This is a genomic window from Variovorax sp. V35, from assembly GCF_041154465.1.
GTDB lineage: Bacteria > Pseudomonadota > Gammaproteobacteria > Burkholderiales > Burkholderiaceae_C > Variovorax > Variovorax boronicumulans.
In genome coordinates this window covers 3,634,330-3,656,985 of the sequence record NZ_AP028666.1, presented here as the reverse complement: position 1 = coordinate 3,656,985, position 22,656 = coordinate 3,634,330, and the positions used below count along the sequence as shown (strand labels likewise).

The window sequence follows — 22,656 nt, the reverse complement described above, 5'->3', positions numbered from 1 at the left end:
TGGTTGTGGGGAATGAAGGATTCTAGGAAGTAATCATGGGGGCGGCGTCAGAGGTGTTCCCGTCGCGCCGCCGGGCGTCACGGTCAGGTCGACCGAGCCGTCCGAAAGGCGTGCGACCACGGCATCGCCGGCCTGCAGGCTGCCTGCGCTGACGACCGCGCGGCCTTCGCCGTCGGTCAGCAAGGCATAGCCGCGCTGCAGCACCAGGGCCGGGTCGAGCAGGCGCAGGCGCAGGGCCACGCGCTCGAGCCGCTCGCGCCGCTGCGTCAGCGAACGCGCGAATTTCGCGGAGAAATCGGTGGCAATGGCCTGCGGCACCTGCGCCAATCGCTCCCGGCGCGACAGCACCGCGTAATGCAACCGCTGCGCGTGGTGCGCCAGCCGCAACTGCTGGCGCGCGACCAGGCCCGATGGGCGGCCCAGCCGCGCGGCCGCCTGGTCCAGCCGTTGGCCGAGCACGTCGAGCCGCCCGCCCAGCGCATCGCCGAGCCGTTCGTCAAGCAGGTCGAGCGCGCCGAGCCACAGGTCGCGCGGCGCGCTGACGAGTTCGGCGGCGGCCGTCGGCGTCGGTGCGCGCAGGTCGGCGCAGAAGTCGGCGATGGTGAAATCGGTTTCGTGCCCCACGCCGCTGATTACCGGCACAGGACTCTGCACGATGGTGCGCGCCAGCGTTTCGTCGTTGAAGGCCCAGAGGTCCTCGATGGAGCCGCCACCGCGCACCAGCAGGATCACGTCGACAACCGGCTCCAGCGTGTAGAGCGACTGCAAGGCGCGCACCAGTTCGGCCGGCGCGTTGGCGCCCTGCACCGCCGACGGCGCCAGCACCACGGGAATATGTGGCACGCGCCGCCGCAGCGCGGTCACGACGTCATGCAGCGCCGCAGCGCCCAGCGAGGTGACGACGCCCACGGCGCGCGGCATGGACGGCAGCGCCCGCTTGCGCGCCGGATCGAACAGGCCCTCGGCCTCGAGGCGCGCCTTGCGCTGCAGGAACTGTTCGAACAGTGCACCCTGCCCCGCCCGCCGCAGGCTCTCGACCACCAGCTGCAGGTCGCCGCGCGGTTCGTACACCGCCAGTCGGCCGCGCACCTCGACCTGGTCGCCGTCGCGCGGCGTGAAGTCGAGCAGGCCCGCCGCGCGACGGAACATCGCGCAGCGCAGTTGGCCGGATTCGTCCTTGAGCGAGAAATAACAATGACCGCTCGATGCGCGCGAGAAACCCGAAATTTCCCCGCGCACCGAGACCGGGTTGAAGCGTGCATCGAGCGCATCGGCTACTGCGCGGCACAGCGCGCCCACGGCCCACACGCGCGGCCCGGGCGCTGCATTCGGCTCCCTGAAGCTCATCGCGCCCCTCCGCCGCCGAGCGCCACTCTTCCACAACGGGCGTCGCGCCCCCCACTTTGGAGGGGTATGGTGGAACAGATGCACGAGTTCTCGTGCAAGCTGTTGATTTCATTAAACAAAGTGCTGCTCAAAATTCAATCGATCTAACGGAAAGCCCGTCCCATGCGGGTTCGGAGACATTGCGCGATGGGTTAATCACAAAGTTATCCACAGAATCTGTGCGTCCTTGCCGACACGCAAACAAGCCGTGAACCGATGGTGGCTCGGTGGATAATCGCCGCGCATTTGCAGTCTACGGGCCGGAGGATTTTCTTGTTTTCCATCATTGTTGCCGCGGGCTGGCCAATCTGGCCATTGCTCGCCTGTTCGGTCATCGCACTCGCGCTGGTCATTGAACGTTTCACCAGCCTCAAGACCGTCAAGGTCCTGCCGCCGAAGCTGCTGGACGAGACCATCACCGTGTCGCGCGGCGCGGTTCCCGGCCCGGATGTCGTGACCAAACTGGAAAGCAACTCGATGCTCGGCCAGGTGCTGGCCGCCGGCCTGCGCGCGCTGAACGCCAACCCGCGCTGCACCGAAGAAGACCTGCGCGCCGCCATGGAAGCCTCGGGCCGCACCGTGGCGCACAAGCTCGAACGTTACCTGCCGGCGCTGGCCACCATCGCCTCGGCGGCGCCGCTGCTCGGCCTGCTGGGCACGGTGATCGGCATGATCGAGATCTTCGGCTCGCAGTCGCCCGGCAGCGGTGCCGTCGGTTCGGGCAACCCGGCGCAGCTGGCGCACGGCATCTCGGTCGCCCTGTACAACACGGCCTTCGGCCTGATCGTGGCCATTCCCACGCTGATCTTCTGGCGTTATTTCCGCAGCCGCGTCGACGAGTACCTGCTGAACCTCGAACTCTCAGGCGAGCGCTTTGCCCGCCACCTGAACGCCCTGCGCAAATGAGCTCGCGCGGCCGCATGCAGTTTCGCCACGGCGCGCGCGACGAGCCGGAGATCAACCTGATCCCGTTCATCGACGTGCTGCTGGTCGTGCTGATCTTCCTGATGCTGTCGACCACCTACAGCAAGTTCACCGAGATGCAGCTGCGGCTGCCGACCGCGGACGTCGACGCCCAGCGCGACTACCCGAAAGAGGTGATCGTGGCAGTGTCGGCTGACGGCCGCTACGTGATCAACAAGTCGCCGCTGGCGGACCGCAGCGTCGACACCGTGGCCGCCGCGCTCGGCGCCGCCGCCACCGGCGGCAAGGACAGCGTCGTGATCATCAGCGCCGATGCCGCCAGCCCGCACCAGGCCGTGGTGACGGTGATGGAGGCCGCGCGCCGCGCCGGCCTGATGCAGATCACCTTCGCCGCCCAGTCGACGGCCCAGGCCGGTCACTGAGTGTCGACCGGCGCGCGGCTGCAGGATGCCTGGCTGCGCCGCGGTGCGCTGGCCTGCCTGCTGTGGCCGCTGTCGCAGGTCTACGGCGCCCTCTTCGCGTTGCGGCGCGCCTTCTATCGATGGGGCTGGCAGAAAACCGGACGCGTGCCGGTACCCGTGATCGTGGTCGGCAATGTGATCGCGGGTGGAGCCGGCAAGACACCGGTCGTGATGGCCGTCGTGCGCCACCTTCAGGCGCGTGGCCTGCGGGTGGGCGTGGTGTCGCGCGGCTACGGCCGTCGCACCGACGACTGCCGTGAAGTCCATGCCGACAGTGATCCGCAGGACGTCGGCGACGAACCCGCGCTGATCCACCATGCCACCGGCGCGCCGGTCTTCGTGGCCCGGGAACGCATTGACGCCGCGCGCGCCCTGCTCGATCGACATCTGGACATCCAGGTCATCGTCAGCGACGATGGACTTCAGCATCTGGCGCTGGCCCGCGATATCGAGATCTGTGTGTTCGACGACCGCGGTGTCGGCAACGGCTGGTTGCTACCAGCCGGCCCCTTGCGTGAGCCGTGGCCGCGCCATTGCGACCTGCTGTTGCACAGCGGCGAGCGGCCCGCCTTCGCCGATGGCTACACCGCCACCCGCGAACTGGCGCCGTACGCCCTCGCGAAGGACGGCCGACGCATCCCGCTCGACACGCTCGCCGGCCAGTCCGTGATCGCGCTCGCTGCCATCGCCCGGCCGCAAGCCTTCTTCACGATGCTGCGCGCACGTGGCCTGACGCTCGCGGACACCTTCGCGCTGCCCGATCACCACGACTTCAGCGGCTGGCAACGCCCAGCTGGTCCCGCCCTGCCCCTAATCTGCACGGAAAAAGACGCCGTCAAGCTCTGGCTCCTAGCACCCGACGCGCTCGCCGTGCCGCTGCACTTCGAACCCTCGCCGGCGTTCTTCACCGCCCTCGACGCAAAGCTATCATCGCTCGATGGATACCAAGCTGCTTGAACTGCTCGTCTGCCCCGTCACCAAGGGCCCGCTGACCTGGAACGCCGAGAAGCAGGAGCTCTGCTCGCGCAGCGCGCGTCTGGCCTACCCGGTGCGCGACGGCATCCCGGTGCTGCTCGAGAACGAGGCCCGCACGCTGTCCGACGAAGAGCTGGGCCTGTGAGCTTCACCGTTCTGGTGCCGGCCCGGCTGGCTTCGACGCGACTTCCCAATAAACCGCTCGCCGATATCGCCGGCCTGCCGATGGTCGTGCGCGTGGCGCAACGTGCCCGCCAGTCCGGCGCCCTTCGCGTGGTGGTGGCCGGCGATGACGCTTCCATCATCGACGCCTGCAAGGCGCACAGCGTCGAGGCCCTGCTCACCCGCCAGGACCACCCCAGCGGCACCGACCGGCTGGCCGAAGCCTGCGAACAGCTCGGGCTCGACGGTGACGCGATCGTCGTCAACGTGCAGGGCGACGAGCCGCTGATCGACCCCGCGCTGATCGACGCCGTTGCCGCCACGCTGGCCGCGCGACCGCAGGCCGCGATGAGCACCGCCGTCCACGCGATCGACTCGCTGGCCGACTTCATGAACCCGAACGTGGTGAAGGCCGTGCTCGACGCACAAGGCCATGCGCTGTACTTCAGCCGCGCGCCGATCCCCTGGTGGCGCGACGGCTCGTCGGGCGGCGCGGCGCCGTCGGTGCTGCCCAGCCCCGCACCGCTGCGCCACATCGGCATCTACGGCTATCGCGCAGGCTTCGTGCGGCAATTTCCGTTGCTGTCGCCCGCCCCTGTCGAAGCCACCGAGGCGCTCGAACAGTTGCGCGCGCTGTGGCACGGACACCGCATCGCGGTGCATGTGAGCGATGTCGCACCGGGCCCCGGGATCGACACGCCCGAAGACCTCGCGCGCGTGCGCGCCGTCTTCGCGGCCGGCTCGCCTGCATGAGCTGCAGGCCGCCCCGAGGGAGACGGCGGCAATTTGTCACGGGGACGCATGCTATCCTCGATGCAATTCCGCCTCGGCGCGCCTGAGGGTGCGCATGGGGCGCGACACAAAATCTAAGAACCTTCCGAGGACACCATGAGACTTATTTTGCTGGGCGCGCCCGGAGCAGGCAAAGGCACGCAAGCGACCTTCATCTGCCAGAAATACGGCATCCCCCAAATCTCGACCGGCGACATGTTGCGCGCCGCGGTCAAGGCGGGCACCCCCCTCGGGCTGCAGGCCAAGACGATCATGGATTCGGGTGCACTGGTCAGCGACGACCTGATCATCAACCTCGTGAAGGAACGCATCGCGCAGCCCGACTGCAACGGCGGTTTCCTGTTCGACGGCTTCCCGCGCACCATTCCGCAGGCCGACGCCATGAAGGCGGCCGGCGTGAAGCTCGACTACGTGCTCGAGATCGACGTGCCCTTCGGCGACATCATCGAACGCATGAGCGGCCGCCGCTCGCACCCGGCATCGGGCCGCACCTACCACGTCAAATTCAATCCGCCGAAGGTGGAAGGCAAGGATGACGTGACCGGTGAAGAGCTGATCCAGCGCGAAGACGACAAGGAAGAGACCGTGCGCAAGCGGCTCGACGTCTACAGCCAGCAGACCCGTCCGCTGGTCGACTACTACTCGGCCTGGGCCAAGGCCGATCCGGCCGCCGCACCGAAGTACCGCGCCATCCAGGGCGTGGGCACGGTCGACGAGATCACGCAGCGCGCCCTTGCCGCACTGAACAGCTGATTTGATTCAGCGGCTGACCCCGTCAGCCTCTCTCCTAACCGCCCTCCGACTCCGGCAGGGCGGCCACTCCCAAGAGTTCCAGCACCAACGCGACCCGCGCTTTCACCGGCGTGAGTGCGCCCGCATCCCGCAGCCCGTCCCCGGGTTTCGGCAGGATGCGTCCGTTCGTGCAGCGCGTGGCGCGCAGCACCGCCACGCCGGCGGCCTGCGCCGTCAGCGTCGCGGCTTCCAGCGCGTGGTGCACGGTGCCGTTGCCGGTCGTCGCCAGAACCAGTCCGCGCAAGGGCTCTGCCGATGGAAGCAGCAGCGCCTCGACGATCGCGCCGCTCGCGCCCGCGTGGCTCATGACGATCTCGACACGAGGCCACGGCTTCGACACGGCCTCCAGCCGCGCCGCATCGAACGGCGCCCCCTGCGGCCACGCACGCACGCGCCGCACTTCGCCCTCTTCCACATAGCCGACCGGCCCCGCATCGCCTGACGCGAAGGCATCGAGACGGTAGGTGTGCACCTTCTGCACGTCGAGGCCGCTGTGGACCGTGCCCGCGCACACCACCGTCACGCCCCGCGCGCCAGGCGTCGAAGCCACCACGAGCGCGTCGCGCACGTTCTGCGGACCATCGGGCGACAGGGCCGTCGCCGGACGCATCGCACACGTCAGCACCACCGGCTTGGCTGGCGCCAGCACGGCGTGCAGGAAGAAGGCGGTTTCCTCTAGCGTGTCGGTGCCGTGCGTGGTCACGATGCCGGCCACATCAGGCTGCGCCAGCCAGTGTGCGCAGCGCGCGGCCAGCTGGCGCCAGGTGTCGGCGTCCATGTCTTTGCTGTCGAGCTGCGCGACCTGCTCCGCCACCAGCGTCACGCCGGCCGGCGCCTCGATGCCGCCCAGCAGGTCCGCCACGCCCACCTGCCCGGCGGTGTAGCCGATGTTGTCGCCGCTGCTGGCAGCCTTGCCGGCAATGGTGCCGCCGGTGCCCAGCACGACCACGCGGCGCGTCTCGGACGAAGAGGAATGAGTCATGGCTTGTCAACTTTTGAAAACTGGTTAAAAATACAGGTACTGGATATCTAGCCAGTGCCGCAAGGAAACCACTATGCAGTTCGCAGTGAAGCTTACCGCCCGCCAGCAGCAGATCCTGGACCTGATCCAGGGCGCCATCGCACGCACCGGTGCGCCGCCCACGCGCGCCGAAATCGCCAACGAGCTGGGCTTCAAGTCGGCCAACGCCGCCGAGGAGCACCTGCAGGCCCTGGCCCGCAAGGGCGTGATCGAACTCGTCAGCGGCACCTCGCGCGGCATCCGCCTCAAGGGCGATGCGCTGCGCTCGCTCCACGAAACGCGCCACCGCGAAGGCAACCAGTTCTCGCTCTCGCTGCCCGGCATGGCCCAGCTCGCGCTGCCGCTCATCGGCCGCGTGGCGGCGGGTTCGCCCATCCTTGCGCAAGAGCACGTCGACCAGACCTACTACGTCGAGAACACGCTCTTCCAGCGCCAACCCGACTACCTGCTCAAGGTGCGCGGCATGTCGATGCGCGACGCCGGCATCATGGACGGCGACCTGCTCGCCGTGCAGGCCACGAAGGAAGCGCGCAACGGCCAGATCGTGGTGGCGCGCCTGGGCGAGGAAGTCACCGTGAAGCGCCTGAAGCGCAACAAGCAGGTGATCGAGCTGCACGCCGAGAACCCCGACTACCCGACCATCATCGTCCAGCCCGGCGAGCCCTTCGAAATCGAAGGCCTCGCGGTCGGCCTCATCCGCAACACGATGCTGATGTAGCCCCGGGCCTGCTGCCCACACGCAGCAGCATCTCATCCGGCCGCGACAGGTGGCGGGCGTATGGCGCGAAGTCGCCATCACCCTGTCGTGGCCGACTCAAGAAATCCTGCCTGTGTTCAACCTCATACTTTTTTGGAGTTCACATGGGAATCGCCCTCCTCGCCATCGCCGACCTCTGGTCGCCCCTGCAATCGCTGGCCACCCGCTGGATGCCCGCCCGCCGCCCGTCGCACGGTGAGAGCGGCGACGCTGCTGCCGGTCTGCGCTACGTGGCCATTCGCCCGGCCTGCACGGCGCGCCCCGCTGGCGGCTCCACGCCTGCCAGTTCGCCATCCGCCGCCGCAGCGCCCGCCCGCCCGCTGCGCGTGGTCCGCGTGGTCGACCGCCAAGGCACGCAGCGCGGCTGCGCCAACCGGGTCGTGATCTCCGGCCGCATGGCCGACGTGTGCGCCGAACTCGACCGGCTCGCCGCGCTGGAAGCCGCGGAAACCGGCAGCGGCGCGCCCCGCCCCAGCCACCTGCACTGAAAAAGTGCCAACGAACCCGCCGTGCCTGCGCACTCTGTGCGCCCCTCATGCGCACGGCGGATTCACTGGAATCGGCCTGAAACAGGCCTTCCGGCCGCCATCCGGCACCGGGTATCCAAACGTTCACACGTGCGACCTGCCGATGCTGCGAGGCACAATGGCATGCCATGAACATTGTGATCCTCGACGACTACCAGGACGCCGTGCGCAAGCTGCAGTGCGCTGCCAAGCTGGACGCTTACGCCGCCAAGGTCTACACCAACACGGTCAAGGGCATCGGTCAGCTGTCGGTTCGCCTCAAGGATGCGGACGTCATCGTGCTCATCCGCGAGCGCAGCCAGATCTCCCGCCAGCTGATCGAGAAGCTGCCCAAGCTCAAGCTGATTTCCCAGACCGGTCGCGTCGGCGGCCACATCGACGTCACGGCCTGCACCGAACGCGGTGTGGCGGTGGCCGAAGGCTCGGGCTCGCCGCAGGCGCCCGCCGAACTCACCTGGGCGCTGATCATGGCGGCCATGCGCCGCCTGCCGCAGTACATCAGCAACCTCAAGCACGGGGCCTGGCAGCAGTCGGGCCTCAAGTCGGCATCGATGCCGCCGAATTTCGGCGTGGGCTCGGTGCTCAAGGGCAAGACGCTGTGCATCTGGGGCTACGGCCGCATCGGCCAGCTGGTGGCGCGCTACGGACAGGCCTTCGGCATGCAGGTGGTGATCTGGGGCCGCGAGGCCAGCTGCGCCAAGGCGCGCTCCGACGGCTTCCAGGTGGCGCAGAACCGCCACGAATTCTTTGCCGCCGCCGACGTGCTGTCGGTGCACCTGCGGCTCAACGAGGACACCCAGGGTCTCGTCAAGCTCGAAGACCTCTCGCGCATGAAGCCGACGGCGCTGTTCGTCAACACTTCGCGCGCCGAGCTGGTGGAAGCCGATGCCCTGCTGGCCGCGCTCAACCGCGGCCGCCCCGGGCTGGCGGCCATCGACGTGTTCGAGAGCGAACCGCCGCTGCAGGGCCATGCGCTGCTGCGCCTCGAGAACTGCATCTGCACGCCGCACATCGGCTACGTCGAACAGGAAAGCTACGAAAGCTACTTCGGCCAGGCGTTCGACAACGTCGTGAGCTTCATCAAGGGCAACCCCACGAACATCGTGAATCCCGGCGCGCTGCAGGTCCGGCGGTGAACCCATGAGCCGGCCCGCGCCGCAGCGAGGCGCGCTCTGGGCGCTGCTGGCCGGCAATTTCGTGATCGGCACGGGCGTGATGGTCGTGCCGGGCACCCTCAATGAGATCAGCGCCTCGCTGGCGGTCCAAGTCGCCACCGCGGGCCAGCTGATCAGCGCGGCCGCCTTCGTGATGTGCTTGGGCGCCCCGCTGCTGGCCGCCGCGGTCGCCGGCTGGGACCGCCGCAAGCTGCTGGCCCTCACCCTGCTCTGGTACGCCGCGTGGCACGTGGTCGCGGCGCTCGTACCCAGCTTCGGCGCGCTGCTGCCGGTGCGCATGCTGACGGTGATCGCGCCCGCCATCTTCACGCCCCAGGCCGCGGCCTGCGCCGGCATGCTGGTGCCGCCCGAGCAGCGCGGGCGCGCCGTCACCTTCGTCTTTCTCGGCTGGTCGGTGGCCTCGGTGCTGGGTCTGCCGATCGGCGCGCTGATCGGCGGCCACCTGGGCTGGCGCATGGCCTTCATGGCCATTGCGGCGCTCAGCGTCGTGAGCGCGGCCTCGGTCTGGCTCACGCTGCCCAGCGGCATCCGGCCCGCCGCGCTCACGGCCGCCGCCTGGTCGCGGGTGCTGCGCAGCCCGGTGCTGATGGGCATCGTGTCGGTCACGGCGCTGCAGGGCGTCGGCCAGTTCGTGCTGTTCAGCTATTTCGGCCCGCTGCTCAAGCAGGGCTTCGGCGCCGACGCCAACACGCTGAGCCTGATGTGGGCGCTGTTCGGCGCCTTCGGCCTGCTGGGCAACATGGTGGTGAGCCGCTACATCGACCGCGTCGGCGCCGGGCGCATGGTGCTGTTGACGACCGGGCTGATCGCGCTCAGCCTGCTGCTGTGGCCGCTGGCCAGCACGCTGGCGTGGCTCGCGGTGGTGCTCGTGCCCTGGGGCCTGGGCTGCTTTGCCACCAACTCCTCGCAGCAGGCGCGCCTCGTGGGGCTGGCGCCCGCCCTGGCGCCGGGCTCGGTGGCGCTCAACAGCTCGGGCATCTACATCGGCCAGGCCCTGGGTGCGGCGCTGGGCGGCTGGCTGCTGGCGAACGACGCCACCGAGTGGATGAGCCGGGTCGGTTTTGCACTGATGCTGCTGGCCATGGGCCTGAGCATCGCCATCGACCGCAGCCGCCGCCCGGCCTGATTCCGATGCCCCGCGTAACACCCGGGGCGCGGGCCTCCCGCGAGATTGCAAAATCGGAGCTTTCGTCCGCGTCGCGCACCCGCGCCGGCGCGGCCGCCCCGGACACCCACCAACCCATGAGAACCTTGATCCCATGACAGTGAACTACCCCCGAATCGGCGTGATCGGCGCCGGCGCCATGGGGCGCGGCATCGCGCAGATCGCCGCCCAGGCCGGCAGCGAAGTGCTGCTGCTCGACAGCTTCGCAGGCGCCGCCGAGCGTGGCCGCGAAGCCCTCGCCACCCAATGGAACAAGCTGCACGAGAAGGGCAAGATCGACGCCCCCACGCGCGACGCCTACGTGGCCCGCGTGAAGGCGGTCGACGGCATGCAGGCGCTCTCGGGCTGCGACCTCGTGGTCGAAGCCGTGGTCGAGAACCTCGAGGTCAAGCGCACGCTGTTCCGCGAGCTCGAGGACGTGGTCGCGCCCACCGCCACGCTGGTCACCAACACCTCGTCGCTGTCGGTCACGGCCATCGCGGCCGGCCTGCAGCACCCCGCGCGTTTCGCGGGCTTCCACTTCTTCAACCCCGTGCCGCTCATGAAGGTGGTCGAGGTGGTGGCGGGCTTCAAGACCTCGCCCGAGGTCTGCCAGCAACTGGCCGGCTATGCCACGCAGATGGGCCACAGCGCCGTGCAGGCGCAGGACACGCCCGGCTTCATCGTCAACCACGCGGGCCGCGGCTACGGCACCGAGGCGCTGCGCATCGTCGGCGAAGGCGTGGCCGACTTCGCCACCATCGACCGCATCCTGAAGGACCAGGCCGGCTTTCGCCTCGGCCCGTTCGAGCTGCTCGACCTCACGGCGCTCGACGTGTCGCACCCGGTGATGGAGTCGATCTACCACCAGTACTTCGAAGAGCCGCGCTTCCGCCCGAGCGTGATCACCGCGCAGCGCCTGGCCGCTGGCGCACTCGGCCGCAAGACCGGCGAAGGCTTCTACCGCTACGACAACGGCGTGATGCAGCAGGCGCCCGAGGCGCCCGCGCCGGTGATCGAAGGCACGCCCGCGGTCTGGGTGTCGCCGCGTGCCGCGCGCCGCGCCGAGCTGCTGCGCCTGGTGAACACGCTGGGTGCGCAGATCGACAGCGGCAGCGCTCCCGCACCGCAGTCGATCATCCTGGTCGCGCCGCTGGGCTTCGACGTGACGACGGTCGCGGCCGTCGAGCGGCTGGACGCCACGCGCACCGTCGGCATCGACATGCTGATCGACGACGCCGCCACCAAGCGCCGCGTGCTCGCCACCAACCCGGCCACGCGCCGCGACGTGCGCGACGCCGCGCACGCCCTCTTCGCGCGCGACGGCAAGGCCGTGAGCGTGATCCGCGACAGCGGCGGCTTCGTCACGCAGCGCGTGATCGGCGCCATCGTCAACATCGCCGCCGACATGTGCCAGCAGCGCGTGTGCACGCCGGCCGACCTCGAGACCGCCGTGCAATTGGGCCTGGGCTATCCGCGCGGCCCGCTCGCCATGGGCAACCTGTACGGGCCGACCAACATGCTCGAGGTGCTGTTCAACCTGCAGACCGTGTATGGCGACCCGCGCTATCGCCCGAGCCCGTGGTTGCGCCGCCGCGGCGCGCTGGGCCTGAGCCTGCTGCACGAAGAAGAATAAGCACGCACACCATGACCGCCGAACTCAAGAGCACCAGCGAAGGCAGCACCATGGTGCTGACCATCGTCAACCCGACCCAGCGCAACGCGCTGGGCCCCGAGATCTATGCCGCCGGCATCGAGGCGCTGAACGGCGCCGAGAGCAGCGACGAGATCCGCAGCGTCGTCATCGTGGGCGAAGGCGCCTGGTTCTGCGCCGGCGGCTCGCTGCAGCGGCTGCTGGCCAACCGCCAGCTCGACCGCTCGGTGCAGGCCGAGAGCATCGAGGGCCTGCACAACTGGATCGACTCGATCCGCACCTTCCCCAAGCCGGTGATCGCGGCCGTCGAGGGCGCGGCGGCCGGCGCCGGCTTCTCGCTCGCGCTGGCCTGCGACTTCGTCGTGGCCGCGCGCGACGCCGTGTTCGCGGCCTCGTACAGCAACGTGGCGCTGTCGCCCGACGGCGGTCTCAGCTGGCACCTCGGGCAGGCGCTGCCGCGCCAGCTGGCGAGCGAATGGCTGATGAACGGCGAGCGCATCGAGGCCGCGCGCCTGCATGCCTTCGGCCTCGTCAACGAGCTCACCGACAGCGGACAGGCGCTGGCCGGCGCGCTGGCCCTGGCCACCCGCCTGAACGCGCGCGCGCCGAACTCGCTGGCCAGCATCAAGGAGCTGCTGAGCGACGCGCGCGGCGCCACACTGGCGTCGCAGCTATCGCAGGAGCGCGATCATTTCGTGCGCAACCTGCACCACGCGAACGCGGGCATCGGCATCGCCGCGTTCCTCGACAAGACACCGCCACGCTACGAGTGACGCCTGACGGCGTCGCTCCCGAGACACCCCACAGCTTTTCAGTCGCCGAGAGGACAGACCATGGACGACCCCATTCTTACCATCGAAGAACGTGAAGCGATCAACAGTGGTCGCTGGTTTTCTTCCCTATCTCCATCGCTACGGCACGACATCCTCCGATGCGCCTTTGTCAAACGCTACAAGGACGGCGACCTGCTCGCCGCGCGCGGCGACCCGCCCGAGCACTGGATCGCCTGTGCCAAGGGGGCGTTGCGCGTGAGCTCGACCGCGGTGTCGGGCAAGCAGGTGACGCTGACCTACGTCGAGCCGGGCATCTGGTTCGGCGACGTGGCGATGTTCGACGGAGAGCGGCGCACGCACGACACGTACTCGCACGGCGACACCACCGTGCTGTGCGTGGCGCGCGCCGACTTCCAGAAGATCCTGGCCACGCACGTCGAGCTGTACGAAGCGCTGATGCGGCTGCAGGCGCGCCGCATCCGCACGCTGTTCGGGCTGGTGGAAGACCTCAACACTCTGCCCTTGCGCGCACGCCTGGCCAAGCAGCTCATTCACCTGGTGCGCAGCTACGGCGTGCCCAACCTGGACGACGGCAGCCAGACGCGCATCGGCCTGCAACTGGCGCAGGAAGAACTCGCGCAGCTGCTCGGCGCCTCGCGCCAGCGGGTCAACCAGGAACTCAAGACGATGGAGCGCGAGGGCACCATCCGGATCGAGCCGGCCGGACTGGTCGTGCTGGACCGCTCGGCGCTGATGCACATCTCTGAAGCAGACAACTAAAAAAGATTCGACATGAGCCAGGACTTCTCCAGTTTCATCGGCACCCGCGCGGTGTCCCAACAGCACACCTTCGACGTGGACGCGCTTGCGGCCTGGCTCGAAAAGAACCTCGAGGGCTTCCTGGGGCCGTTGACGGTCGAGATGTTCAAGGGCGGTCAGTCCAACCCGACCTACAAGCTCGTCACGCCCACGCAGAGTTACGTGATGCGCGCCAAGCCCGGCCCGGTCGCCAAGCTGCTGCCCTCGGCCCATGCGGTCGAGCGCGAATACAAGGTGATGCGCGGGCTGCAAGGTACCGACGTGCCCGTGCCGCGCATGTACTGCCTGTGCGAAGACGAGTCCATCATCGGCCGCGCCTTCTACATCATGGAGTTCATGCAGGGCCGCGTGCTGTGGGACCAGTCGCTGCCCGGCTTCAGCAACGCCGAACGCGCGGCCTACTACGACGAGATGAACCGCGTCATCGCGGCGCTGCACACGGTCGACTTCGCCGCCCGCGGCCTGGGCGACTACGGCAAGCCCGGCAACTACTTCGAGCGCCAGATCGGCCGCTGGAGCAAGCAGTACAAGGCCTCGGCCGACGGCGCCGGCGAACTGTCGCAGCCCATCGAGGCCATGGAGCGCCTGATCGACTGGCTGCCCGCCCACATGCCGGCGAGCGCACGCGACGAGACCAAGGTCTCGATCGTGCATGGCGACTACCGCCTGGACAACGTGATGTTCCATGCCACCGAGCCGCGCATCATCGCGGTGCTCGACTGGGAGCTCTCCACGCTGGGCCACCCGCTGGCCGACTTCAGCTACCACTGCATGTCGTGGCACATGCCCCCCACCACCGGCCGCGGCATCGGCGGCGTGGACGTGGCGGCGCTGGGCATTCCCACCGAGAGCCAATACATCGCCCGCTATTGCGAGCGCACGCGCATCAGCACGCCTGAGGCGCTGGCGCCCGACTGGAATTTCTACCAGGCCTACAACCTGTTTCGCATGGCCGCCATCCTGCAGGGCATTGCGAAACGCGTCGAAGCCGGTACTGCATCGAGCGAGCAAGCCGTGGCGTCCGCCCGTGGCGCACGGCCGATGGCCGAGATGGCCTGGCAATTTGCCCAAAAGGCATAGCCAGCCCTCCCCCTTAACCCCACCAGGAGACAGCATGGATTTCGAATATTCGGCCAAAACCAAGGAGCTTCAGAAGCGCGTTCTCGCCTTCATGGAAGACCACATCTACCCGGCCGAAGCCGAGTACAGCGCCGAACTGGCCGCCAACACGGTCGCCGGCAAGCGCTGGAGCGCCCTGCAGACCGTCGAGAAGCTCAAGGCCAAAGCCAAGGCACAAGGCCTGTGGAACCTGTTCTTGCCAGTCGACAGCGCCTCGGCCTCGGGCTATGAGGGTGCGGGCCTGACCAATCAGGAATACGCCCCGCTGGCCGAGATCATGGGCCGGGTGCCATGGGCATCGGAAGCCTTCAACTGCTCGGCGCCCGACACCGGCAACATGGAAACCATCGCCCGCTACGGCTCGGAAGAGATCAAGGCGCGCTGGCTCAAGCCGCTGCTCGAAGGCCAGATCCGCTCGGCCTTCGCGATGACCGAACCCGACGTCGCCTCCAGCGATGCCACCAACATCGCCACCCGCATCGAGCGCCAGGGCGACGAGTACGTCATCAACGGCCACAAGTGGTGGATCTCCGGCGCCGCCGACCCGCGCTGCGCCGTGTTCGTCACCATGGGCAAGACCGACCCCGAAGCGCCCAAGCACTCGCAGCAGAGCATGGTCATCGTGCCGGCCGATGCCAAGGGCATCCGCATCGTGCGCCCGCTGAACGTGATGGGCTACGACGACGCGCCGCACGGCCACGTCGAGATGTACTTCGAGAACGTGCGCGTGCCCGTCGGCAACATCCTGCTGGGCGAAGGCCGCGGCTTCGAGATCGCCCAGGGCCGCCTTGGCCCCGGACGCATCCACCACTGCATGCGCCTGATCGGCCTGGCCGAGCGTGCGCTCGAGCTGATGTGCAAGCGCGCTTCGTCGCGCGTGGCCTTCGGCAAGACCGTCGCCTCGCAGACCGTCACGCAGGAACGCATCGCCGAAGCACGCTGCAAGATCGACATGGCCCGCCTGCTCACGCTGAAAGCCGCCTGGCTGATGGACGTGGCCGGCAACAAGGTCGCGCGCACCGAGATCGCCATGATCAAGGTGGTGGCGCCCACCATGGCCTGCCAGGTTATCGACTGGGCCATGCAGGTCCACGGCGGCGGCGGCATGTGCGACGACTTCCCGCTGGCCTCGGCTTATGCGCAGGCGCGCACGCTGCGCTTTGCCGACGGTCCGGACGAAGTGCACCGCAACGCGATCGCCAAGTGGGAGCTGGGCAAGTACGCCGCCGACAAGTCGGGTGCCACCGCCGACGCGCCTGTCACGCGCTTCTGATCCGGAAAAAAGAAAGGGCGCGATCGCCGCGCCCTTCTCTTGTCTGCTTCGACCATGCCGCCCACGCCTTGCGCGTCGGCGGCATTTTCATTGGCCTGATTCGGTCAGAGCTTCTTCTGCAGGAAGACGGCATGGCCGAATTCTGGGTCGAGCTGGTAGCTGACGAAGCCTTCGCGCTCGTAGCTGCGCAGCGCGGGCGCATTGCCCGACAGCACCTCGAGCGTGAGCTTGCAGGCGCCGCGCCGGCGGGCTTCCTGCTCAACCTGCGCGAACATCTGCTGCGCCACGCGCTGGCCACGGTGGCTGGCGCGCACGACCACGTCGTGCACGTTGACCAGCGGCTGGCAGGCGAAGGTCGAAAAACCTTCGATGCAGTTGATGAGGCCCACGGGCGTGTCGCCGTCGAAAGCCAGCACGCTGAACGCCTGCAGACGTGCCGCCAGCGCGGCGGGCAGGCCTTCGCGCACCGACGCGGGCAGCGGCGTGCCACCGCCGGCCGGGTCGCGCGCGTAGCTGTCGAGCAGCTCGACCACCGCCGCCGCCTGCAGCGGATCGCGGTAGTCGGCCAGGCGGGTTTCGATGCGGCCCGTCGTCGTCATGCGGCGGGCTTGAGCGTGGCCGCGAGGTGCTCGGCGCAGGACTGCGATTGCTTCGGATCGCGCGCCTCGACCATCACGCGCACCAGCGGCTCGGTGCCACTCGCACGGATCAGCACGCGGCCCGCATCGCCCAGCTCGGCTTCGATGCGCTTCGTTTCGCTGGCGAGCGCCTGGTTGCTCTTCCAGTCCTGGTCGGGCGCGAGGCGCACGTTGATCAGCGTCTGCGGGAACAGCGTGACGCCTTCGAGCAGCTGCGCCACCGTCTTGCCGCTGCGCACGCAGGCCTGCAGCACCTGCAGCGCGCTGACGATGCCGTCGCCCGTGGTGTGGCGGTCGAGCGCCAGCAGGTGGCCGGAGCCCTCGCCGCCGAGCAGCCAGCCGCGCTTGTCGAGCTCTTCGAGCACGTAGCGGTCGCCGACCTTGGCGCGCACGAACTCGATGTCCTGCGCGCGCAGGGCCATCTCGACGGCCTTGTTGGTCATCAGCGTGCCGACCACGCCCGCCGGCTTCTCGCCGCGCGCGATGCGCTCGGCCACCATCAGGTACAGCAGCTCGTCGCCGTTGAACAGGCGGCCGCTGGCGTCGACCAGCTGCAGCCGGTCGGCGTCGCCGTCCAGCGCGATGCCGTAGTCGGCCTTCTGCGCCGTCACGGTGGCGACCAGCGCCTCGGGATGCGTGGCGCCGAAACCCTTGTTGATGTTGAGCCCGTCGGGCGCGCAGCCGATGCTGGTGACGTCCGCGCCCAGTTCGTGGAACACGTTCGGCGCCACCTGGTAGGCCGCGCCGTGGGCGGCATCGACCACCAGCTTCATGCCGCGCAGCGACAGGTCGTTGGCGAAGGTGCTTTTGCAGAACTCGATGTAGCGGCCGTCCGCGTCGTTGAGGCGGCGGGCCTTGCCCAGGTTGGCCGAATCCACCCAGACGGGTTCTTCTTCGAGCGCGGCCTCGACGGCCAGCTCCCAGGCGTCGTCGAGCTTGGTGCCCTGCGCGCTGAAGAACTTGATGCCGTTGTCGGGAAAGGCGTTGTGGCTGGCGCTGATCACCACGCCCAAGCTGGCGCGCTGGGCGCGCGTGAGGTAGGCCACACCCGGCGTGGGCAGCGGGCCGAGCAGCACCACATCGACGCCGGCGGAGTTGAAGCCCGACTCGAGCGCCGACTCGAGCATGTAGCCCGAGATGCGGGTGTCCTTGCCGATCAGCACGGTGGGACGGGCCTGGGTTTTCTTGAGCACGCGGCCGACGGCGTGCGCGAGGCGCAGCACGAAATCGGGGGTGATGGGCGATTGGCCGACCGTGCCGCGGATGCCGTCGGTGCCGAAATACTTACGGGTCATGTTGTTGCTCTTTGAAGGTGTTCTTGCGGTGCTTCCGCGCGCATGGCACGCCATACGGCGAGGGCGGCGACGGTGTCGCGCACGTCGTGCACCCGCACGACCGCCGCACCCCGGTCCACGGCCAGCACGGCGGCTGCCACGCTGGGCACGGTACGCCCGGATGCATTCTCGATGCCGGTGACGGCCCCGATGGAGGACTTGCGGGACCAACCTAGCAACAAGGGGTAACCGGTTGCCAACAATTCCCGCTGTCGACCGAGGAGCGCGAAGTTCTGCGCCACGCTCTTGCCGAAACCGACGCCCGGATCGAGTGTGATGCGCGCAGGGTCGATGCCCAGCGCCGTCAGGGGCGCCAGTTGCGCGTCCCAGAAAGCCAGCACCTCGGGAATCACGTCGCCCTGCATCGGCAGCGCCTGCATGGTCTGCGGGTCGCGGTGCATGTGCATCAGGCAGATGCCGCAGGTCGGGTGCGCCGCCACGGCCTCGCGCGCGCCGGGTTGGCGCAGCGCCCAGATGTCGTTGACGATGTCCGCGCCCAGGTCGAGCACGGCGCGCATCACCTCGGGCTTGTAGGTGTCGATCGACAGCGGCACGTTCAGCTTCACGGCCTCGCGCACCACGGGCAGCACGCGCGCCAGCTCGGCATCAAGCGGCACGGCGGGGCTGCCGGGGCGGGTCGATTCGCCGCCGATGTCGAGGATGTCGGCGCCCTCCTTCAGCAACTGCTCGCAGTGCTTCAGCGCCGTCTCGGTCGACGCGTGCGCGCCGCCGTCGGAGAAGGAATCGGGCGTGACGTTGACGATGCCCATCACGCGCGGCTGCGCGAGGTCAATCCTGAAACGCGAGGTCTGCCAAACCGCACCATCTGGCTCACCATGGAAAACGGGGCCAGGGGCCCCGTTGTTGCTTGATTTCAAGCCCACCTCAAGCGGCGGTCGGCGCCGGGTCAGGATTGACGGCCGGCGTGCCACCACTGCCGCCGCTGCCCGAAGGCGGAATGCGCGGCGTCCAGTCCTTGGGCGGGCGCGGTGCGCGGCCGGCCATGATGTCGTCGAGCTGTTCGCTGTCGATGGTTTCCCATTCGAGCAGCGCCTTGGCCATGGCGTGCATCTTGTCGCTGTTCTCTTCGATGAGGCGGCGCGCCAGGGCGTACTGCTCGTCGATGATGCGGCGCACCTCGCCGTCGACCTTTTCCATGGTCTGTTCGCTCATGTTCGTGGTCTTGGTGACCGAGCGGCCCAGGAACACTTCGCCTTCGTTCTCGGCATAGACCATCGGGCCCAGCGCGTCGGTCATGCCGTAACGCGTGACCATGTCGCGGGCGATGGAGGTCGCGCGCTCGAAGTCGTTGCTGGCGCCGGTGGTCATCTGGTGCATGAACACTTCTTCGGCGATGCGGCCACCGAACAGCATGCTGATCTGGTTCAGCATGTACTCGCGGTCGTAGCTGTAGCGGTCCTGCGACGGCAGGCTCATGGTCACGCCGAGGGCGCGGCCACGCGGAATGATCGTGACCTTGTGAACCGGGTCGCACTTGGGCAGCAGCTTGCCGATGAGGGCGTGGCCGGACTCGTGGTAGGCCGTGTTGCGGCGCTCTTCCTCGGGCATGACCATGCTCTTGCGCTCGGGGCCCATGAAGATCTTGTCCTTGGCCTTCTCGAAGTCCTGCATCTCGACCACGCGCGCATTGCGGCGGGCGGCCATCAGGGCGGCTTCGTTGCACAGGTTGGCCAGGTCGGCACCCGACATGCCGGGCGTACCGCGGGCGATGACGCTCGGGTTCACGTCCTGGCCCAGCGGGACCTTGCGCATGTGGACGGCGAGGATCTGCTCGCGGCCGCGGATGTCGGGCAGCGTGACGTACACCTGACGGTCGAAACGGCCCGGGCGCAGCAGCGCGGCGTCGAGGATGTCGGGGCGGTTGGTGGCAGCCACCACGATCACGCCGAGGTTGGTTTCGAAGCCGTCCATCTCGACCAGCATCTGGTTGAGGGTCTGCTCGCGCTCGTCGTTGCCACCGCCGAGACCGGCGCCACGCTGACGACCCACCGCATCGATTTCGTCGATGAAGATGATGCAAGGCGCGTTCTTCTTGGCGTTCTCGAACATGTCGCGCACGCGGGCCGCGCCCACGCCGACGAACATTTCAACGAAGTCGGAACCCGAGATCGAGAAGAACGGCACCTTGGCTTCGCCGGCGATCGACTTGGCCAGCAGCGTCTTGCCGGTGCCCGGAGGGCCGACCAGCAGCAGGCCGCGCGGAATGCGGCCGCCGAGCTTCTGGAAGCGCTGCGGGTCTTTGAGGAAGTCGACGACTTCACGGACTTCTTCCTTGGCCTCGTCGCAGCCTGCGACGTCGGCGAAAGTCACCGTGTTGTTGTTCTCGTCCATCATGCGGGCCTTGCTCTTGCCGAAGCTGAACGCCCCGCCCTTGCCGCCGCCCTGCATCTGGCGCATGAAGTAGATCCAGACGCCGATCAGCAGCAGCATCGGGCCCCAGCTGACCAGCAGGGTCATGAGGAGCGAGCCCTCTTCGCGCGGCTTGACGTCGAACTTGACGTTGTGGTCAATCAGGTCGCCCACGAGACCGCGGTCGAGGACCGTGGCGGTCGTGCGGATCTTGCGATCGTCGTTGGTGACGGCGACGATCTCGCCGCCGCCGGCGCCTTCAGGAATGATGGCGCTCTTGATCTGGTTGTTGCGGACCTGGTCCAGGAACTCGGAATAGCTCACCGTTCCCGAGCCGACGCCACCGCGGGTGTCGAACTGCTTGAACACAGTGAACAACACCATGGCAATGACGAGCCATACGGCAACTTTGGAAAACCACTGATTGTTCAAACGAAGCTCCAGTCGAAAGCGCGTGACGGGAATATGAAATACGCGCTGAGGGTACGCAATTGCGCCCCATTTTAGGCTTTTCAAGCTGCGAAAAGCGGACATTTCCCTATAGCAGCCATAGGCTGACAAGGGTTTGCGCCCCTGGAGGGCACGCTGCGGCAAGGTATCAATGCGTATCGAGCGCCTTCAATCCCCTGCCGATGAGGAAGGTCTCGGCCGATTTGTCGCGCGATGCCTTGGGCTTGAGCGGCTTCACGACGCGGAAATGGGCCTTGAACATCTTGACCAATTCGTCGTACCCGCTGCCGTGGAAGACCTTGGCCACCAATGCCCCTTCGGGCTTCATGTGGTGCTGGGCGAAGTCGATGGCCAGCTCGATCAGGTGCTCGACCCGGGCAGCGTCCGCCGAGTGGATGCCCGACAGGTTGGGCGCCATGTCGGACACCACCAGGTCGGCCTTGCGGCCGTCCAGCACCGCCAGGAGCTGCGCCAGCAGCGCATCCTCGCGGAAATCGCCCTGCAGGAAGGTCACGCCTTCGATGGGCTCCATCGGCAGCAGGTCGAGCGAAATGATGGTGCCGTTGAGGTCGCCGACCGCCGCCCCGCCCGGCGACATGCGCCGCCGCAAGTACTGGCTCCAGGCGCCCGGGGTCGAGCCCAGGTCGACCACCAGCTGGCCGGGCTTGACCAGCCCGAGCGACTCGTCGATTTCCTTGAGCTTGTAAGCCGCGCGGGCGCGGTAGCCCTCTCTGGTCGCGAGCTTCACGTAGGGGTCGTTGATGTGGTCGTGAAGCCACGCCTTGTTGACTTTTTTGCTTTTGGCTTTGGTGCTCATGAGGGTGTTCGTGTACGCGTCGATAATACGGGGATGCCCGCCATTCAACTTACCCCTGCCGAGCGCAAGGTGCACCGCGCCGAAGCTCACCACCTGGATCCGATCGTCATGGTCGGTGGAGACGGGCTCACCCCTGCCGTGAAAAAGGAGGCCGACGCGGCCCTGAAGGCCCATGGCCTGATCAAGGTGCGCGTCTTCTCCGACGACCGCCTCGCCCGTGACGCCATGCTCCAGGAGCTCGCCGACGAGCTCGACGCCGCCCCGATCCAGCACATCGGCAAGCTGCTCGTGCTGTGGCGCCCGAAGCCCGAAAAAGAGCGTGTCATCGACGAAGACCGCATGCCCGGCCCGCGCGACGTGAAGATCGTCAAGTACAGCAAGCGCGGCGGCCAACGCCCTGAAATCAAGACCCTGCGCGTGCTCGGCAACCAGCGCCTGACCCCTGGCGGCACCATCAAGCGCGCCAAGGCCAAGCGCCCGCTGTCGGCCAAGAAACGCAACCAGGCGGACTGAACTTGGTGGCAGCGCAAGGCGCCCAGCGCCATATCCTCTGCATGAAGTGGGGCACCAAGTACGGCCCCGAGTACGTCAACCGGCTCTACGCCATGGTGCGCCGCCACCTCAGCGGCGACTTCAAGTTCGTCTGCCTGACCGACGACGGCAACGGCATTCGCCCCGAAGTGACGTGCCTGCCCATTCCGCCGCTCAACCTCCAGCTGGCCCCGGGCCAGCGCGACGGCGCCTGGAAGAAGCTCACGACTTTCGAGCAGGACCTGCACGGCCTGCGCGGCACCGCCCTCTTCCTGGACGTCGACGTGGTGATCGTCGGCAGCCTGGACGCCTTCTTCGAGCAGCCCGGCGAATTCCTGATCATTCACGACTACGCCCGCCCCTGGCGGCGCGAGCGGATCACGGGCAATTCATCGGTCTATCGCTTCGAGCTGGGCGCCCATGCCGACGTGCTGGCGTACTTTCGCGCCAACATGGACAAGGTGCAGGCCGAGTACCGCAACGAGCAGGCCTACCTGTCGGACGTGCTGCACAAGCAAGGCAAGCTGGCCTACTGGCCCGCGGCCTGGTGCCCGAGCTTCAAGTACCACGGCATCCCGACCTGGCCGACCAACTACTGGGAAGAGCCCTTCGTGCCCGAAGGCGCCCGTGTGATGGTATTCCACGGCGAGTGCAACCCGCCCGACGCGCTGGCGGGACGGCGCAACCGCGCCTTCCGCTACATCCGGCCGGCGAGCTGGGTCGCCAAGCACTGGAAAGAGTAAAGCCGGAGGGAGGCGGCGA

24 protein-coding genes are annotated in these 22,656 nt (G+C 68.0%); 17 read left to right on the top strand and 7 right to left on the bottom strand.

Going from position 1 to position 22,656, the window contains the following annotated elements; genetic code table 11:
• Positions 1-33 precede the first annotated feature (33 nt).
• Positions 34-1,347 (bottom strand): exodeoxyribonuclease VII large subunit, encoded by a 1,314-nt coding sequence (gene xseA / locus ACAM42_RS16925; protein WP_369628796.1) that lies wholly within the window; start codon positions 1,345-1,347, stop codon positions 34-36.
• Positions 1,348-1,659: 312 nt separating this feature from the next.
• Here xseA and ACAM42_RS16920 point away from each other — a divergent pair, with 312 nt between their 5' ends.
• From ACAM42_RS16920 to adk, 6 genes are all read left to right on the top strand, one after another.
• Complete coding sequence (locus tag ACAM42_RS16920) at positions 1,660-2,292, top strand: MotA/TolQ/ExbB proton channel family protein (protein ID WP_369628795.1); 633 nt, start codon at positions 1,660-1,662, stop codon at positions 2,290-2,292.
• 14 nt (positions 2,293-2,306) lie between these two features.
• Positions 2,307-2,732, top strand: a complete 426-nt coding sequence (locus tag ACAM42_RS16915) for a biopolymer transporter ExbD (protein WP_062471507.1) — start codon at positions 2,307-2,309, stop codon at positions 2,730-2,732.
• On the top strand, positions 2,733-3,728 hold the full coding sequence (gene lpxK / locus ACAM42_RS16910) for a tetraacyldisaccharide 4'-kinase (RefSeq protein ID WP_369628794.1): 996 nt from the start codon (positions 2,733-2,735) through the stop codon (positions 3,726-3,728).
• On the top strand, positions 3,709-3,891 hold the full coding sequence (locus tag ACAM42_RS16905) for a Trm112 family protein (RefSeq protein WP_013541700.1): 183 nt from the start codon (positions 3,709-3,711) through the stop codon (positions 3,889-3,891). The genes lpxK and ACAM42_RS16905 overlap by 20 nt, the downstream gene beginning before the upstream one ends.
• On the top strand, positions 3,888-4,661 hold the full coding sequence (kdsB, locus tag ACAM42_RS16900; protein WP_369628793.1) for a 3-deoxy-manno-octulosonate cytidylyltransferase: 774 nt from the start codon (positions 3,888-3,890) through the stop codon (positions 4,659-4,661). The genes ACAM42_RS16905 and kdsB overlap by 4 nt, the downstream gene beginning before the upstream one ends.
• A 135-nt stretch (positions 4,662-4,796) precedes the next feature.
• Positions 4,797-5,453, top strand: a complete 657-nt coding sequence (gene adk / locus ACAM42_RS16895) for an adenylate kinase (RefSeq protein ID WP_056581227.1) — start codon at positions 4,797-4,799, stop codon at positions 5,451-5,453.
• 34 nt (positions 5,454-5,487) lie between these two features.
• Here adk and ACAM42_RS16890 read toward each other — a convergent pair whose 3' ends face one another.
• A complete protein-coding gene (locus ACAM42_RS16890) occupies positions 5,488-6,474 on the bottom strand; it encodes an asparaginase (RefSeq protein ID WP_369628792.1) in 987 nt (328 codons plus the stop codon).
• A 73-nt stretch (positions 6,475-6,547) separates the two neighbouring features.
• Between ACAM42_RS16890 and lexA the strand changes: the two genes are divergently transcribed.
• From lexA to ACAM42_RS16845, 9 genes are all read left to right on the top strand, one after another.
• Complete coding sequence (lexA, locus tag ACAM42_RS16885; protein WP_062471522.1) at positions 6,548-7,231, top strand: transcriptional repressor LexA; 684 nt, start codon at positions 6,548-6,550, stop codon at positions 7,229-7,231.
• A gap of 143 nt (positions 7,232-7,374) precedes the next feature.
• Entirely contained in the window at positions 7,375-7,758 is a 384-nt protein-coding gene (locus ACAM42_RS16880; protein WP_159271907.1) for a hypothetical protein, read from the top strand.
• 167 nt (positions 7,759-7,925) lie between these two features.
• Positions 7,926-8,933, top strand: coding sequence for a D-2-hydroxyacid dehydrogenase family protein (locus ACAM42_RS16875; protein ID WP_062471528.1), 1,008 nt, complete (start codon positions 7,926-7,928; stop codon positions 8,931-8,933).
• Between the two features lie 4 nt (positions 8,934-8,937).
• Positions 8,938-10,098 (top strand): MFS transporter, encoded by a 1,161-nt coding sequence (locus ACAM42_RS16870; RefSeq protein ID WP_070060544.1) that lies wholly within the window; start codon positions 8,938-8,940, stop codon positions 10,096-10,098.
• A 133-nt stretch (positions 10,099-10,231) separates the two neighbouring features.
• Positions 10,232-11,752, top strand: a complete 1,521-nt coding sequence (locus tag ACAM42_RS16865) for a 3-hydroxyacyl-CoA dehydrogenase (RefSeq protein WP_369628791.1) — start codon at positions 10,232-10,234, stop codon at positions 11,750-11,752.
• An 11-nt stretch (positions 11,753-11,763) separates the two neighbouring features.
• A complete protein-coding gene (locus tag ACAM42_RS16860) occupies positions 11,764-12,543 on the top strand; it encodes an oxepin-CoA hydrolase, alternative type (RefSeq protein WP_062471537.1) in 780 nt (259 codons plus the stop codon).
• 60 nt (positions 12,544-12,603) lie between these two features.
• Positions 12,604-13,323: a Crp/Fnr family transcriptional regulator gene (locus ACAM42_RS16855; protein WP_062471540.1), complete on the top strand. Its 720-nt coding sequence runs from the start codon at positions 12,604-12,606 to the stop codon at positions 13,321-13,323.
• A 12-nt stretch (positions 13,324-13,335) separates the two neighbouring features.
• Positions 13,336-14,442 carry a phosphotransferase gene (locus ACAM42_RS16850; RefSeq protein ID WP_369632700.1) on the top strand — a complete coding sequence of 369 codons (1,107 nt, stop codon included), beginning with the start codon at positions 13,336-13,338 and terminating at the stop codon, positions 14,440-14,442.
• 34 nt (positions 14,443-14,476) lie between these two features.
• Positions 14,477-15,754 (top strand): acyl-CoA dehydrogenase family protein, encoded by a 1,278-nt coding sequence (locus tag ACAM42_RS16845; protein WP_062471546.1) that lies wholly within the window; start codon positions 14,477-14,479, stop codon positions 15,752-15,754.
• Between the two features lie 104 nt (positions 15,755-15,858).
• Here the strand turns inward: ACAM42_RS16845 and ACAM42_RS16840 are convergent, their stop codons facing one another.
• The 5 genes from ACAM42_RS16840 to ACAM42_RS16820 all read right to left on the bottom strand — a co-directional run bounded on the left by ACAM42_RS16840 (position 15,859) and on the right by ACAM42_RS16820 (position 21,363).
• Positions 15,859-16,353, bottom strand: a complete 495-nt coding sequence (locus ACAM42_RS16840) for a GNAT family N-acetyltransferase (protein ID WP_369632699.1) — start codon at positions 16,351-16,353, stop codon at positions 15,859-15,861.
• Positions 16,350-17,687 (bottom strand): phosphoglucosamine mutase, encoded by a 1,338-nt coding sequence (gene glmM / locus ACAM42_RS16835; protein ID WP_369632698.1) that lies wholly within the window; start codon positions 17,685-17,687, stop codon positions 16,350-16,352. Before glmM ends, ACAM42_RS16840 begins: the two co-directional genes overlap by 4 nt.
• Positions 17,684-18,496, bottom strand: coding sequence for a dihydropteroate synthase (gene folP / locus ACAM42_RS16830; RefSeq protein WP_369632697.1), 813 nt, complete (start codon positions 18,494-18,496; stop codon positions 17,684-17,686). Before folP ends, glmM begins: the two co-directional genes overlap by 4 nt.
• Before the next feature lie 115 nt (positions 18,497-18,611).
• Positions 18,612-20,528 carry an ATP-dependent zinc metalloprotease FtsH gene (gene ftsH / locus ACAM42_RS16825; protein WP_062471558.1) on the bottom strand — a complete coding sequence of 639 codons (1,917 nt, stop codon included), beginning with the start codon at positions 20,526-20,528 and terminating at the stop codon, positions 18,612-18,614.
• A 166-nt stretch (positions 20,529-20,694) separates the two neighbouring features.
• Positions 20,695-21,363, bottom strand: coding sequence for an RlmE family RNA methyltransferase (locus ACAM42_RS16820; protein ID WP_369632696.1), 669 nt, complete (start codon positions 21,361-21,363; stop codon positions 20,695-20,697).
• A 33-nt stretch (positions 21,364-21,396) separates the two neighbouring features.
• On the opposite strand from ACAM42_RS16820, the gene ACAM42_RS16815 reads away from it, so the two are divergent.
• Positions 21,397-21,876 (top strand): YhbY family RNA-binding protein, encoded by a 480-nt coding sequence (locus ACAM42_RS16815; RefSeq protein WP_062471564.1) that lies wholly within the window; start codon positions 21,397-21,399, stop codon positions 21,874-21,876.
• A 41-nt stretch (positions 21,877-21,917) separates the two neighbouring features.
• Positions 21,918-22,637 carry a glycosyltransferase gene (locus tag ACAM42_RS16810; RefSeq protein ID WP_167395020.1) on the top strand — a complete coding sequence of 240 codons (720 nt, stop codon included), beginning with the start codon at positions 21,918-21,920 and terminating at the stop codon, positions 22,635-22,637.
• Positions 22,638-22,656: the final 19 nt, after the last annotated feature.

Coding starts and splice junctions, on each gene's coding strand:
- xseA (WP_369628796.1), bottom strand. CDS start 1,347: ATGAGCTTCAGGGAGCCGAATGCAGCGCCCGGGCCGCGCGTGTGGGCC.
- ACAM42_RS16915 (WP_062471507.1), top strand. CDS start 2,307: ATGCAGTTTCGCCACGGCGCGCGCGACGAGCCGGAGATCAACCTGATC.
- ACAM42_RS16905 (WP_013541700.1), top strand. CDS start 3,709: ATGGATACCAAGCTGCTTGAACTGCTCGTCTGCCCCGTCACCAAGGGC.
- adk (WP_056581227.1), top strand. CDS start 4,797: ATGAGACTTATTTTGCTGGGCGCGCCCGGAGCAGGCAAAGGCACGCAA.
- ACAM42_RS16890 (WP_369628792.1), bottom strand. CDS start 6,474: ATGACTCATTCCTCTTCGTCCGAGACGCGCCGCGTGGTCGTGCTGGGC.
- lexA (WP_062471522.1), top strand. CDS start 6,548: ATGCAGTTCGCAGTGAAGCTTACCGCCCGCCAGCAGCAGATCCTGGAC.
- ACAM42_RS16880 (WP_159271907.1), top strand. CDS start 7,375: ATGGGAATCGCCCTCCTCGCCATCGCCGACCTCTGGTCGCCCCTGCAA.
- ACAM42_RS16875 (WP_062471528.1), top strand. CDS start 7,926: ATGAACATTGTGATCCTCGACGACTACCAGGACGCCGTGCGCAAGCTG.
- ACAM42_RS16870 (WP_070060544.1), top strand. CDS start 8,938: ATGAGCCGGCCCGCGCCGCAGCGAGGCGCGCTCTGGGCGCTGCTGGCC.
- ACAM42_RS16865 (WP_369628791.1), top strand. CDS start 10,232: ATGACAGTGAACTACCCCCGAATCGGCGTGATCGGCGCCGGCGCCATG.
- ACAM42_RS16860 (WP_062471537.1), top strand. CDS start 11,764: ATGACCGCCGAACTCAAGAGCACCAGCGAAGGCAGCACCATGGTGCTG.
- ACAM42_RS16855 (WP_062471540.1), top strand. CDS start 12,604: ATGGACGACCCCATTCTTACCATCGAAGAACGTGAAGCGATCAACAGT.
- ACAM42_RS16850 (WP_369632700.1), top strand. CDS start 13,336: ATGAGCCAGGACTTCTCCAGTTTCATCGGCACCCGCGCGGTGTCCCAA.
- ACAM42_RS16845 (WP_062471546.1), top strand. CDS start 14,477: ATGGATTTCGAATATTCGGCCAAAACCAAGGAGCTTCAGAAGCGCGTT.
- ACAM42_RS16840 (WP_369632699.1), bottom strand. CDS start 16,353: ATGACGACGACGGGCCGCATCGAAACCCGCCTGGCCGACTACCGCGAT.
- glmM (WP_369632698.1), bottom strand. CDS start 17,687: ATGACCCGTAAGTATTTCGGCACCGACGGCATCCGCGGCACGGTCGGC.
- folP (WP_369632697.1), bottom strand. CDS start 18,496: ATGGGCATCGTCAACGTCACGCCCGATTCCTTCTCCGACGGCGGCGCG.
- ACAM42_RS16820 (WP_369632696.1), bottom strand. CDS start 21,363: ATGAGCACCAAAGCCAAAAGCAAAAAAGTCAACAAGGCGTGGCTTCAC.
- ACAM42_RS16815 (WP_062471564.1), top strand. CDS start 21,397: ATGCCCGCCATTCAACTTACCCCTGCCGAGCGCAAGGTGCACCGCGCC.
- ACAM42_RS16810 (WP_167395020.1), top strand. CDS start 21,918: ATGAAGTGGGGCACCAAGTACGGCCCCGAGTACGTCAACCGGCTCTAC.